Source organism: Streptomyces roseirectus, from assembly GCF_014489635.1.
GTDB classification, from domain to species: Bacteria; Actinomycetota; Actinomycetes; order Streptomycetales; family Streptomycetaceae; genus Streptomyces; species Streptomyces roseirectus.
Window position 1 is genome coordinate 253,156 of sequence record NZ_CP060828.1, and the last position, 11,335, is coordinate 264,490.

General features: G+C 70.5%; 13 protein-coding genes and 1 pseudogene. 5 read left to right on the forward strand and 9 right to left on the reverse strand.

Annotation, left to right across the window (positions count from 1 at the left end):
* Positions 1–24: 24 nt before the first annotated feature.
* Positions 25–510: a hypothetical protein gene (locus tag IAG44_RS00840; RefSeq protein ID WP_187745198.1), complete on the forward strand. Its 486-nt coding sequence runs from the start codon at positions 25–27 to the stop codon at positions 508–510.
* Between the two features lie 53 nt (positions 511–563).
* Here the strand turns inward: IAG44_RS00840 and IAG44_RS00845 are convergent, their stop codons facing one another.
* Genes IAG44_RS00845 through IAG44_RS00855 form a run of 3 tightly spaced genes read right to left on the reverse strand, consistent with a single transcriptional unit; the run spans position 564 to position 3,700 of the window.
* A complete protein-coding gene (locus IAG44_RS00845; RefSeq protein WP_187745199.1) occupies positions 564–1,388 on the reverse strand; it encodes a carbohydrate ABC transporter permease in 825 nt (274 codons plus the stop codon).
* Positions 1,389–2,336, reverse strand: a complete 948-nt coding sequence (locus IAG44_RS00850) for a carbohydrate ABC transporter permease (RefSeq protein ID WP_246561345.1) — start codon at positions 2,334–2,336, stop codon at positions 1,389–1,391. It lies immediately after the preceding gene.
* The gene (locus tag IAG44_RS00855) at positions 2,333–3,700 is read right to left on the reverse strand and encodes an extracellular solute-binding protein (RefSeq protein ID WP_187745200.1); all 1,368 of its coding nucleotides are present in this window, start codon (positions 3,698–3,700) and stop codon (positions 2,333–2,335) included. Before IAG44_RS00855 ends, IAG44_RS00850 begins: the two co-directional genes overlap by 4 nt.
* Positions 3,701–3,891: 191 nt before the next feature.
* Here IAG44_RS00855 and IAG44_RS00860 point away from each other — a divergent pair, with 191 nt between their 5' ends.
* On the forward strand, positions 3,892–4,914 hold the full coding sequence (locus IAG44_RS00860; RefSeq protein WP_246561347.1) for a LacI family DNA-binding transcriptional regulator: 1,023 nt from the start codon (positions 3,892–3,894) through the stop codon (positions 4,912–4,914).
* Here the strand turns inward: IAG44_RS00860 and IAG44_RS00865 are convergent.
* Positions 4,908–5,837 carry a glycoside hydrolase family 68 protein gene (locus IAG44_RS00865; RefSeq protein ID WP_187745201.1) on the reverse strand — a complete coding sequence of 310 codons (930 nt, stop codon included), beginning with the start codon at positions 5,835–5,837 and terminating at the stop codon, positions 4,908–4,910. The genes IAG44_RS00860 and IAG44_RS00865 overlap by 7 nt on opposite strands.
* A 716-nt stretch (positions 5,838–6,553) precedes the next feature.
* Between IAG44_RS00865 and IAG44_RS00870 the strand changes: the two genes are divergently transcribed.
* Positions 6,554–6,787, forward strand: a complete 234-nt coding sequence (locus IAG44_RS00870) for an RICIN domain-containing protein (RefSeq protein ID WP_187745202.1) — start codon at positions 6,554–6,556, stop codon at positions 6,785–6,787.
* 91 nt (positions 6,788–6,878) lie between these two features.
* On the opposite strand, the gene IAG44_RS00875 is transcribed toward IAG44_RS00870, so the two are convergent.
* From IAG44_RS00875 to IAG44_RS00890, 4 genes are all read right to left on the reverse strand, one after another.
* A complete protein-coding gene (locus tag IAG44_RS00875) occupies positions 6,879–7,622 on the reverse strand; it encodes an SDR family oxidoreductase (RefSeq protein ID WP_187745203.1) in 744 nt (247 codons plus the stop codon).
* Between the two features lie 215 nt (positions 7,623–7,837).
* Positions 7,838–8,062: a non-oxidative hydroxyarylic acid decarboxylases subunit D gene (locus tag IAG44_RS00880; RefSeq protein ID WP_187745204.1), complete on the reverse strand. Its 225-nt coding sequence runs from the start codon at positions 8,060–8,062 to the stop codon at positions 7,838–7,840.
* Positions 8,059–9,486: a non-oxidative hydroxyarylic acid decarboxylases subunit C gene (locus IAG44_RS00885; RefSeq protein ID WP_187745205.1), complete on the reverse strand. Its 1,428-nt coding sequence runs from the start codon at positions 9,484–9,486 to the stop codon at positions 8,059–8,061. The genes IAG44_RS00880 and IAG44_RS00885 overlap by 4 nt, the downstream gene beginning before the upstream one ends.
* On the reverse strand, positions 9,470–10,123 hold the full coding sequence (locus IAG44_RS00890) for a non-oxidative hydroxyarylic acid decarboxylases subunit B (RefSeq protein ID WP_187745206.1): 654 nt from the start codon (positions 10,121–10,123) through the stop codon (positions 9,470–9,472). Before IAG44_RS00890 ends, IAG44_RS00885 begins: the two co-directional genes overlap by 17 nt.
* Before the next feature lie 242 nt (positions 10,124–10,365).
* Here IAG44_RS00890 and IAG44_RS00895 point away from each other — a divergent pair, with 242 nt between their 5' ends.
* Positions 10,366–10,722, forward strand: coding sequence for a MarR family winged helix-turn-helix transcriptional regulator (locus IAG44_RS00895; RefSeq protein ID WP_187745207.1), 357 nt, complete (start codon positions 10,366–10,368; stop codon positions 10,720–10,722).
* A pseudogene (locus IAG44_RS43105) lies at positions 10,712–10,959 on the forward strand (hypothetical protein); the annotation flags it as partial. The gene IAG44_RS00895 and the pseudogene IAG44_RS43105, both read left to right, overlap by 11 nt.
* 80 nt (positions 10,960–11,039) lie before the next feature.
* Here the strand turns inward: IAG44_RS43105 and IAG44_RS00900 are convergent.
* Positions 11,040–11,204: a hypothetical protein gene (locus IAG44_RS00900; protein WP_187745208.1), complete on the reverse strand. Its 165-nt coding sequence runs from the start codon at positions 11,202–11,204 to the stop codon at positions 11,040–11,042.
* Between the last annotated feature and the right edge of the window lie 131 nt (positions 11,205–11,335).

The window sequence follows — 11,335 nt, forward strand, 5'->3', positions numbered from 1 at the left end:
CGGAGATCGACCGAAGGAGAGAACATGCGCAAGACAGCCACCGCCGCCGCCGTCCTCCTGGCCACGCTCGGCCTCACCGTGCCGGTCACGGCCGCCCAGGCGGCTCCCGCCGCGCAGGCGCGCGTCCTGGCGGACTGCTCCCCGGCCGGTGTCAACGGCAGGGTGTACGCCTGGCGGGACGCCAACTGCTCGGGTCTGCTCGGTTCGACCGAGGGCAACGACGCGAACTGGGGCAACAGCTCGGGGGCGTTCCAGGGCAGCGACGACAACAGCGCCACCTCCGTGGCGAACAACGGCTACACCGGCGGGAGGGATGTAGTCGCGTTCTACCGGCTGACCGGGGGCAGCGACGCCTGGGCCGGCGGATACCTCTGCGTGGGCCCCGGAGTGGCCCTGCGGGACCTGCGCGGCTACACCTTCACGAACGGGGACAACGCGAACGACAGGATCTCCTCCCATGAGTGGGTGACCTCCGGCGGCTGCGGCGGCAGGGCCTTCATCAGCGGCTGACCGCCTCCCGGGAGGCCCGCCAGGACTCACCGGCCCTGGCGGGCCTCCAGGCGTCACCCCTTCACCGCCCCCTGCAACAGCGCGCTGACGAACTGCCGTTGGAAGAGGAGGAACACGAGGAGGGTCGGGGTGAGGATGAGGAGGGAGCCCGCGCACAGAAGGACGAGGTCGGTGCCCCACTGGCCCTGGAAGGCGCCGAGCGCTCCGGCCATCGTGCGTTTGGTGGGGTCGTCGACCATCACGATGCTCAGCAGGAACTGGTTCCAGGTCCACAGGAACAGCAGGATCGTGAGGGAGGAGATGGCGGGGCGGGCGAGGGGGACGTGGACGCGCCAGAAGAGCTGCCAGGTGGAGGCGCCGTCGACGCGGGCCGCCTCGGACAGCTCCTGGGGCACGTTGAGGAAGTGGGCACGCATCCAGTACACGGCGAACGGCATGTAGAGCCCGACGAGCGGGAGGATGATCGCCCACCGGGTGTCGAGGAGACCGAGGTCGCGCACCTGGTGGTAGATCGGGGTGACGACCGCCTCGAACGGCATGGTCAGGCCGAGCAGCAGGACACCCATGGCGAGACCCCCGCCGCGCACCTTCAGGTGACCGAGCCCGAAGCCCGCCATCGTCGCGAGGACGACGGCCGCGGGGACGACGCCGAGGACGATGAGGAGGCTGGACCTCAGCAGCGCGCCCATGTTCGCGACGTCGAAGGCGTCGGCGAAGTTCCCCCACTGGGGGTCGGAGGGCCACTCCAGCCCTGAGGGGACCGTCCCCCGGGGCTGGAGGGCGGCGGAGAGCATGCTGACGAACGGCAGGAGGGTCACGATCATCAGCAGGACGAGGAAGGCCCGGCCGGTGATCGCCTCGCGGCGGCTGGTGTTCATTCACTTGCCCTCTCGGGAGAGCCGCTGGATCGGCAGCACGCAGATCAGGACGAGCAGCATGAGGACGACGGCGAGCGCGGAGGCGAGCCCGACCTGCCGCTGGGCGAACGCCAGCCGGTAGATCTCCAGGCCCGGCACGGTCGTCGCGGTCCCGGGTCCGCCGCTGGTGGAGATGTAGACGATGTCGAAGCTGGCGAGCGCGGCGATGATCGTGACGGTGAGGCAGATGCCGATCTCGCGGCGCAGGCTCGGCAGGGTGACGGCGAAGAACTCGCGGACGGCGCCCGCCCCGTCGATGCGGGCGGCCTCGAACAGCGCGGGGTCGATCTTGCTCATGCCGGTCACCAGCAGGATCGTGCACAGGCCGAGCATCACCCAGGCCCCGATGATCCCGACGGCGGGCAGCGCGGTATCGAACTCCCCCAGCCAGGCGCGGGAGTACCGGCCGAGGCCGACGGCGTCGAGGACCTGGTTGACCATGCCGGTCGTGCTGAGGACCCAGCTCCAGGCGATGCCGGCGGCGACGAGCGGGATGACCTGCGGCAGGAAGAGGACCGTGCGGGCGGCCGTCCCGAGGGGGCCGGTGCTGACGCGGTGGATGAGGCTCGCGACGAGCAGGCCGAGGACGACGGGCACGAAGCTGAAGAAGACGATCAGGACGAACGCGTGGCCGATGATGCCCAGCAGGTCGGGGTCGGTGAGGACGGTGCGGTAGTTGTCGAGGCCGGCCCACTGCGAGGGGCCGATGCCGTCCCAGTGGTAGAGGGAGTACTGGAAGGTCGTCAGGAGTGGTCTGAGGACGAAGAATCCGTACACGGCGAGCGCGGGCAGGACGAACAGCCAGCCGTTCCATCGGGTCCGGCGCCGGGTGCGGGAGGCCGCGCCGGGTGGGTGCGGCGGGGACTGCGTGGAGGGTGCTTTGCGTGCGGGGGCGGTGGGGGCCGTCACCGCGACAGCTCCTTCTCGTACTCCTTCTGCACGGCCTTCACATAGCCCTCGGGGGTCTGCTGGCCGACGATCAGCTTCTGGAGTTCGGGGGTGATGGCGGAGGCGAAGATGGAGCCGGTCGCGTTGGCGGTGAAGTCGACGGCGCCGTTCTCGGCGGCGAGTCGCTGGGAGGCGGCCAGGGTCGAGGCGAGGAGCGTGCCCTGCTCGGCCTGCGGTACGGGGAGGTCCGCGGGTCCGCCGGGGCTGGAGCCGCCGACGTCGACGAGGATCCGGCGGGCCTTGGGGTCGGTGTGCAGCCAGTTGAGGAAGAAGGCGGCCTCGTTGGGGTGTTTCGAGCGGGCGCCGACGCCGAAGGTGTTCGGGGAGGACATCGCCACGTGCCGGGCGCCGGGCCGCTCCCCGGGGAAGAGGAAGAAGCCGGCGTCGCCGGGCATCTTCGTGTCGAGGTTCGCCGACTCCCAGTCCCCGTTGAACATGAACAGGCCCCGGCCCTCGGTGAAGTCGCCGACCATGGTGGTGTAGTCCATGGCGTTGGCGTCCTTGGTGAAGTACCCGGCCTTCGCCCACTTCTCGATGGTCCGCGCGGCCTTCAGGGAGGCCGGGGTGTCGAAGGTGGCGCCGTTCTTCTGGAAGATCCAGGCGTTGACGCCGGCCGGGTCGGTGAACTGGTTCTGCAGGGCCTGGTAGGGGAAGTTGACGCCCGCCGTGTTCTTGTTGAACTGCACGATCGGCTGGACGCCGGCCCGTTTCGCCCTCGCCAGCAGGTCCTCGAACTCGGCGACCGTGGCGGGCGGGCGGGTCATGCCGGCCTTCTTCGCGAGGTCCTTGTGGTAGAAGACGCCGGTGACGCTGTAGCCGAGTCCGACGCCGTACAGGGGGCCCGCGCCGCGCTGTCCAGCCTTGTCGACGCGGAGTTGGGCGAGCTGGGCGGCGGGGAAGGTGTCCCAGCCGTACGCGTCGGCGTACGGGTCGAGGTCCTTGAGCAGGCCGTCCTTGACGAGGTCGACCATGGTCGGCAGGCGGATGACGTCGGGCGGGTTGTCGCCGGCCAGGACGCGCGGCGCGTTCTCGACGAGGACGGTGAACTGGTCCTCGCGCACCTTGAACGTGACGTTCGGGTGCTGGCGGGTGAACTCGTCCGCGAGGGCCTTGGCCAGCGGGAACCCGGTCTCGGCGTACATCTGGAGCGTGACCTTGCCGGTCCCCAGGGAGGTGCTGACGGCCGTCTCCCCGGGGCCGGCGGCCGGGGCGCCGGAGCCGGGGGCGCTGCACGCGGCGCCCAGCAGCGCCAGGGGGAGCAGCACGGCCGGCAGGACGCGCAGCGGCCGGGGGACCGCCGTGCGCGGTGTCGTGCCTTCGTACATGGAGCACTCCTTGCCTGTGGGAGAGCCTGCGGGAAGAGCGCCGCGGCCGCCTTGGGTGGCCTCGGCGCCGCTCGTCCCAAGTGCGGCTTGCCAAGGGGGATTTCACCAGTGCTAAATAGATTTAGCTGCGAGCATGGGCCTGTGCCGCGGAGCCTGTCAAGGACCGTGCGGGGACCGCCAGGAGGAACGCCTTGAGCCGACGACGCGTCACCATGTCCGACGTGGCCCGCAGGGCGGGGGTGTCTCCGACGACGGCCTCGTTCGTCCTGGCCGGCCGCCGGGACATGCGCATCTCGGGCGACGCCGAGGAACGGGTGCGGCAGGCCGCGCGCGAACTCGGCTACCGGCCCAATCTGACGGCGCGCGGCCTGCGGACGTCGGTGACGAGGACGATCGCGCTGATCTCGGACACCATCGCGACGACGCCGTTCGCGGGCGAGGTGATCCACGGCGCGCTGGACGCGGCCGGCGCGCGGGAGCACGTCCTGTTCGTCGCGGAGACCGAGGGGGATCCGCAGACCGAGACGCGGCTCGTCGAGGGGATGCTGGACCGGCAGGTCGACGGGTTCGTGTACGCGGCGATGTACACCCGCGAGGTCCGGCTGCCGCCGGCGCTGCACGACGCGAAGGTCGTTCTGCTGAACTGCTGGGCGCGGGACACCCGGGCGCCGTCCGTCCTGCCGGACGAGGTGAACGCCGGGCGGGACGCGGCGCGGCTGCTGCTGGATGCCGGGCAGCTCGGCGGCGTCCATGTCGTGGGCGGGCGGCATGTCACGCGGGCGACGCCCGAGGGGGTGTGGGCCGGGGTGGAGCGGATGCGGGGGATCGAGGAGGTGTTCGCGGGGGCGGGGGTGCGGGTCGCCGGGGTGGCCGAGTGCGACTGGCAGCCCGAGGACGGCCATCGTGAGGTGCTGCGGCTGCTCGACGCGGGGGCCGTGCCGCGGGCGCTGGTCTGTCTCAACGACCGGCTCGCGCTGGGGGCTTACCAGGCGTTGCAGGACAAGGGGCTGCGGGTGGGGGACGACGTGGCCGTGGTGTCGTTCGACGACTCGGATCTCGCGGGGTGGCTGCGTCCGGGGCTGACGAGCGTGGGGCTGCCGCACTACCGGCTCGGCCGGACGGCCGTGGAGCTGCTGCTCGACGACGATGCCGGGCCGGGTGTCCGTCACGTGCCGATGCCGGTGGCGCTGCGCGCCTCGCACGGCCCTCAGTAGCGGGGGCGCAGCCCGCCGTCCTCGGTCCAGTGCACCGGGATGGGGTCGGAGAGTTCGCCGGTGAAGGTCTTGTCGCGTTCGTCGACGAAGCCGATGAGGTGCCAGGTGTTGTCGCCGGTCGGGACGAGGCGGGGGGCGTACAGGCCGGGGCAGGGGACGGGGCGCGCCCGCGTCAGGTCCCAAGGGCCGGTGAGGGTGGGGGCGGGGACCGTCCACAGTCGGCCCTCGGTGGCGCGGGGGTGGGGGGTGTCGGTGCAGAACAGCAGGAGGGGGCGGCCGTCCACGATCGCCGTCTGCGGCACCTCCAGGTGTCCGAAGCCGGCGGGCTCCGTGAGGGGCGGGCCGACCTCCCAGGTGAGCAGGTCCTCGGAGCGGGCGTGCCCGATGACACCCCGGCCGTCCTCCGGGCCGTCGGCCGCGCGGGCGGTGATCAGCATGTGCCAGCCCTCCCCCGCCGGGTCCTCGAACACCCACGGGTCCCGCCACGCCTCCTCGTGCCACGCGCCCCCACCGAGCCGTTCGTACCACGCCGGGTCGGCCTCCACGAGCGGCTTGTCACCGTGGCGGTGCCAGGTGTGCAGGTCGTCGGAGACGGCCAGGCCGATGCGCTGCACGAGACCGTCCTCGGCCCTGCTGACGCCCGTATAGAACAGGTACCAACGCCGATCCGGCCCCCGCACCACCGACCCCGTCCAGGTCGCGAGGTCGTCCCAGGCAGGTTCATCGGCGGCCACCAGCGCATCAGCGGCCACCCGCCAGTTCCGCAGATCCCCGGAGACCGCATGCCCTATCGAGGCTCGCCTGTGCCGCCGCGCGGGGTCGTGCAGCGCCCTGGACGCCCTCAGGTAGAAGGCGTGGTGCCGTCCCTCGTCGTCCCGCGCGTACCAGCTGTCCCACACCCAGTGATCGGGCAAGCGCAACATCGATCCGCCTCTCCCCTCACGTTCCCTTCCGGGCAAACTAACAGGCTAAATCGTTTTATCGCACCCATGCACGGGAGTTGGGGCCAGGAGTTCGGGACCGCTTCCCGCGGGGCCGGCACCCTGACCGGGCGGAGTCGGCCGGGCCGGGCGAGAGCAGGCAGGGGCAGGGGCAGAGCGGAGTCGGCCAGGCCGGGCGGGAGCAGGCCAGACGGGACGGGGTCAGTCAGGCCGGGCGAGAGCAGGCAAGCCGGGCAGGAACAGCCAACCCGCTCCACCACACACCGGACCCCAGTGCCGTGGAACCCAACCGCCGAGACACTTGCGGCGCGCGGCGAGCCGTTCGGGCTCGGCGCGCCGCGCGCGGGCAGGGCGGTTCGGCTGGATCACACCGGCCGGGCTCGGGCGGCCCGGCACGCCACACGCGGACAAGGCCCACCGGAGTCGGTGACCCGGCACACCTCACGCGGACAAGGCCCGCCAAAGTCGGTGACCCGGCGCGGCGGCCGGGCCTGTACCGCCGCCCGCGCAGCCCCGCCGCTCTCACCACCTCCCCTCCCCTCGTCGGCTCGCCCCTCCTCGTCCGGCTCACCCCTTCCTGCCGGCTCGCCCCTTCCCCACTCGATCGCCTGCCCCGAGCCCAAGCTCTCCCTGGCTCAGGCCGCCGCCTCCTCGACCCGTGTCACCCGGACCACAGGGCACCCCCAGAAGCGGGCCGCGTGGTCGGGGGGAGAAGTGCCCACCTCTTCATCGCCGACTTCAGTGTCCAGCAGGCCGGCGGTGCGCTGGAGGAGGCGACCGGCACGCCGAACGTCAACAGCGGCGGAAACCTCATCCGCGGCTTCGAGGCCGAGCAGGTCCTGGAGGCCGGTGCCGGATCGACGGAGAACGGAGCCACCATCAGCCAGTGGACGCCCCTGAACCACTCGTACCAGGCATGGACGATCCAGTGACCGGGTGACCCATCGCCACCGGTTTTCGCTCGGTCACGGTCCACCACCGACACTCCTGCGCCCCTCGCCCGTCTCCCGCGCGTCCTCGCTGTCAGAGAGCGGTCTGGCCGCCGTCCAGGATGAGGTCCTGGCCCACGGTGAAGGCCGAGGCATCGGAGGCCAGGTACACGACGGCTTCCGCGATCTCTCCGGGCCTACCCATGCGTTTCACAGGGATGCCGGAGCTGATCGCCTCCAGCATCGCCGCGCGCCGCTCTCCGTACTTGGAGTACAGCGGGGTGTCCACCGGCCCAGGGCTGATCGCGTTGAACCGGATGCCGTGTGATGCGAGGAGGTCCGCGTTCCACGACCGCATCAGGGAGCTGACAGCCGCCTTCGTCGCGGCGTAGGCGTTCGACTGCCCGTAGCCGCCGTGCGCGCTGTTGGACGCGTTGAGGATGACCGAGGACGAGTGGGCCAGCACGGGTATCAGGGCCTGTGTGAGGAAGAAGACGCTCTTGACGTTGATGTCGAAGAGCCGGTCGAAACTGTCCTCCGTGTGGTCCTCGAACGGCCGCCAGTCCGAGACGCCGGCGTTCAGAAAGGCCACGTCCAGCTCTCCGAAGTGCTCACGCACCCGCTCCGCCAGGCCGCGCTGCGCATCGAGATCGCGCGCATCCGCCCGGACCACCGGCACCTTGTCCCCGAGGACCTGTCGCGCGTTGTCGATGCCGGCCGGGGTCACACCTGTGACCAGCACGTCCGCCCCCTCTGCGACAAAACGCCGCGCGGTCTCCAGACCGATCCCGCTCGTGCCGCCGGTGATGAGGGCGCGCTTGCCCGCAAGACGGTTCATGTGTCTGTTCCTTGTCGAGACATGAGGTAAGTCGGTGGACTCACCAAGAAAGGGGATTGGTTGATCACGTGGACGTGGGTGAGGCGCCGCGCATGTGTGAGCCGCCGGAACCCACCGGCTGTTCACCGGCTCTTGCCGCAGCCGCCCAGGACCTGTCGGCGGTTCGGGGGCCGCGTACCGGCGTCGCGCCCGATGATCACGACTCGATACGCGCCCTAGACGAGGCGCGGGGCGTGCTGGATGTCGTCGGGGGTGAGGCGGAAGTCGTCGGGATAGGCGTCGGGGTCGGTGGCGGTGGCGGGTTCGGTGGACCGCCAGGCGTACCAGCACTGGGAGCAGGAGCGCATGACCCAGTGCCCGGGGACGGGCGACTCGGCGACCAGGCTGATGTCCGGCGAGCTGCAGCGGGGGCAGAGGTTGGGTGTGGTCGCGGTGGTCATCGCAGCATCTCCTTGAGGGTGCTCTCCCAGTCGGTGGTCTCCGGGTAGGGGGTGATGAGCTGGTCGTCCTCACCGCGGTTGTCCGGGGACCTGGGGGTCGTGGCGTCCAGGACGAGGCGGGTCGTGATTCCCTGGGGATCGCCGGCGGGGTCCAGGGGGTTGCCGAACATCCGGGGGATGCTGATGGCGTCGTGCTGGGGGTTGAACTTCACGGACAGGGCCCACATGACCTGTTCCAGGTTGAACGGGTCGACGGTCTCGTCCACGACGATGACGAGCTTGGAGTAGCCGATGCCGTGCGGGGTCGTCAGCGCGCGCAGGCCGACGACGCGGCCGAACCCGCCGTGGCGGACCTTGGTGGAAATGATGTTGACCATGCCATGGGTGTACATGGCGTTGACGGCCTGGACCTCGGGGAACGCCTCCTTGAGCTGCCGGTGGATCGGCACGGAGGTGTTGAGCGCCATCAGGTAGTCGATCTCGGTCCAGGGGAGGCCGAGGTAGAGGTGTTCGAAGATCGGGTCGCGGCGCATGTGGATGCGGTGGACCTTGACTACGGGCAGGGCGCGGCCGCCGGAGTAGTGGCCGGTGAACTCGCCGAAGGGGCCTTCGAACTCGCGTTCCCCGTAGATGACCTCGCCTTCCAGGACGACCTCGGATCCCCAGGGCACGTCGAGTCCGGTGTGCGGCGCCTTGACGATCGGGTAGGGGACGCCGCCGCGCCAGGCGCCGGCCATCTCGTACTCGGACTGGTCGTAGGCCAGCGGGGTGCTGGCGACCAGGGACAGGACGGGGTCGTTGCCGATGGCGATGGCGATCGGCAGGCCGGTCTTCTTGCCGTCGGAGGCCGTGATGTGGCGGCCGAAGTCGTGCGGGGGTCCGGACTGCAGGCCGAGGTGGTCGGGGCCTTTGACCTGCATGCGGTAGATCCCGACGTTCTGCTTGCCGAAGTTGTCCGGGTCGGCGGAGTCGCGGGTGATGACGGCCGCCTTGTCGATGTACGGGCCGCCGTCGGCAGGGTTGAGGCGGAAGACCGGCAGTAGCTCGAAGAGGTTGATGTCCTCGGAGACGGTGATCTCCTGCCACGGTGCCTCGGTGCGGCGGTCGACCGGCACAGGGAACTTCTGCCAGCGGTCGCCGAGCTCGAAGAACTGCTCCTTGAGGGAGGTCTCCTTGGGGAGGCCGAGCATCAGTGCGTGGTTGGCCCAGGAGCCGTGGATGTTGAGCGCGACGCGTGCCTCACTGAAGCCCTTGATGTTCTCGAACAGCAGGGCCGGTGCCGTGTTGCCGTCGAGGTTGGCGACGGCACGACCGGCGGCGCCGAGATCCGGCTCGGGCTTGACTTCACGGTCGATGTGCAGCAGCTGCTTGTTGGCTTCGAGCGCGCTCAGGAAGCCGCGCAGATCGTCATAGGGCGCTTGCATGAGATACCTCCCGGGAGGCGGGTGCGTCTGTCTCGGTGCGGATGGGGCTTGGAGGGGTGGCGGGAGCGTTCTTCCGAGGCGGCGGGCCTTCCCAGCGGCGGGTGTCGGGCAGTTCCAGGCCGAACTGGTCCAGCAGCCGCGCGACCGTGTGGTCGACGATCTCGTCGACGGATTCGGGGCGGTGGTAGAAGGCCGGCATGGGCGGCACGATGGAGGCGCCCATCCGGGACAGGGCCAGCATGTTGTCCAGGTGGATCTCGCTGAGCGGCGTCTCACGGGGAACCAGCACCAGTCGGCGCCGTTCCTTGAGGGTGACGTCGGCGGCCCGCCCGATGAGCCCTTCGCCGTACCCCGTACGGATGGCGGCCACCGTCTTCATGCTGCACGGAGCCACGACCATGCCGTCGGTGCGGAACGATCCGCTGGAGATGGCGGCGGCCTGGTCCTTCGGGCCGTAGGTCCGCGTGGCGAGCGCGCGGACGTCGCGGACGGAACAGTCGCACTCCATCTCGATCGTGGTTCTGGCCCACTGACTGAGCACGAGATGGGTCTCCACGTCGAGTGTGCGCAGCGCCTCCAGCAGCCGTATGCCGATGATCGCGCCCGTGGCACCGGTCATGCCTACCACCAGTCGCATCGGCCCTCCCTTCCATAACACTCCGTACTCGGAATGTAAGAACACGGAATGTCCGTGCCTGGACTAAGGTAGGGGCAGGGAAGCATGAAGCGCAAATGCCGATGCGCAGAAGTGAAGGGCTGGACATGCGGGACACGAACAGGCCAGGTCAGGCGGGGCTTGACTCTCTCGACCCCCTCAAGGCGACAGGTCACCTGCTGCGACGGGCCAATCAGCGCTTCGCAGCGCTCTGGTCCGGCGCCATGCCCGGAGGCCCGACATCGCCCCAGCTCGCCGTCCTGGCCCTGCTCGCCGTCGAGCAGCCGCTGGACCAGCAGACCATCGGGGAACGCGGCGGCTTCGACAAGTCGACCTGCGGCTACCTCATCGACCGCATGGACCGCGCCGGCCTCATCCACGCGGCCGTCGACCCCGCCAACCGGCGCCGCAAGCTCGTACACCTCACCCCGGAAGGCCGTAGCACCCTCGACGAGACGCTCCCTGTGACACGCCAGGTGGAAGACACCATGACGGCATCACTGACCCAGAGCGAGAGAACTGAACTCAACCGCCTGCTCGCCAAAATGCTCACCCTGCAGGGCGCCGGCTCTGCACCCTGAGGTTCCCTCACGGGGTGAGGCCCTTTCCGTCGGCCACCCCACGTGCAGCCAGACCTTCCCGTGCGAGCCGTCCATGGCCGAGCCCGGCACCTCGACGGCCTCGCCGACCGTGTCTCGCTGATCATCACGGAGCTGATCGCGAACGCCTCCAGGCATACTCCGCGCCCCGAGACCCGCCTCACGGCTGGGAGGCGGGGCGCGACATGGCCGCGTGTCGGGGTCGTGGACCGCGTACCACGCACCCCGTAGGCCATGCGCACGGCGACGAGGCCGCCCCCGCTTCGGACGGCCTCTCCCGCGACGATCTGGCGTGGGCCCTACCGCGCGTCCTGGGCGGCATGCTGAACCCCGGCTGACGCGACGGCCGCCGCGTGGCCGACGACCCCGGCGAGCACCGGGCCCGCGCTCCGCGCCACGACGGAGCCGCCGAAGCCCCAGGCGCCCAGACCGACCACGGCGACCTCGGCATCCCACTCACTCACTCACGGTCATCCCGCCTCTCCCATCCGTGACGCACTCCGGCGACCGGTCACCGTAGCCGGCACCGTGATCGCGGCCGGGGCACAGCGGCGTCTTCCGGCCACGGCCGTCCGTCGCACCGGCGCACTCCCTG

Coding starts and splice junctions, on each gene's coding strand:
- IAG44_RS00840 (WP_187745198.1), top strand. CDS start 25: ATGCGCAAGACAGCCACCGCCGCCGCCGTCCTCCTGGCCACGCTCGGC.
- IAG44_RS00845 (WP_187745199.1), bottom strand. CDS start 1,388: ATGAACACCAGCCGCCGCGAGGCGATCACCGGCCGGGCCTTCCTCGTC.
- IAG44_RS00855 (WP_187745200.1), bottom strand. CDS start 3,700: ATGTACGAAGGCACGACACCGCGCACGGCGGTCCCCCGGCCGCTGCGC.
- IAG44_RS00865 (WP_187745201.1), bottom strand. CDS start 5,837: ATGTTGCGCTTGCCCGATCACTGGGTGTGGGACAGCTGGTACGCGCGG.
- IAG44_RS00875 (WP_187745203.1), bottom strand. CDS start 7,622: ATGAACCGTCTTGCGGGCAAGCGCGCCCTCATCACCGGCGGCACGAGC.
- IAG44_RS00880 (WP_187745204.1), bottom strand. CDS start 8,062: ATGACCACCGCGACCACACCCAACCTCTGCCCCCGCTGCAGCTCGCCG.
- IAG44_RS00885 (WP_187745205.1), bottom strand. CDS start 9,486: ATGCAAGCGCCCTATGACGATCTGCGCGGCTTCCTGAGCGCGCTCGAA.
- IAG44_RS00890 (WP_187745206.1), bottom strand. CDS start 10,123: ATGCGACTGGTGGTAGGCATGACCGGTGCCACGGGCGCGATCATCGGC.
- IAG44_RS00895 (WP_187745207.1), top strand. CDS start 10,366: ATGCCCGGAGGCCCGACATCGCCCCAGCTCGCCGTCCTGGCCCTGCTC.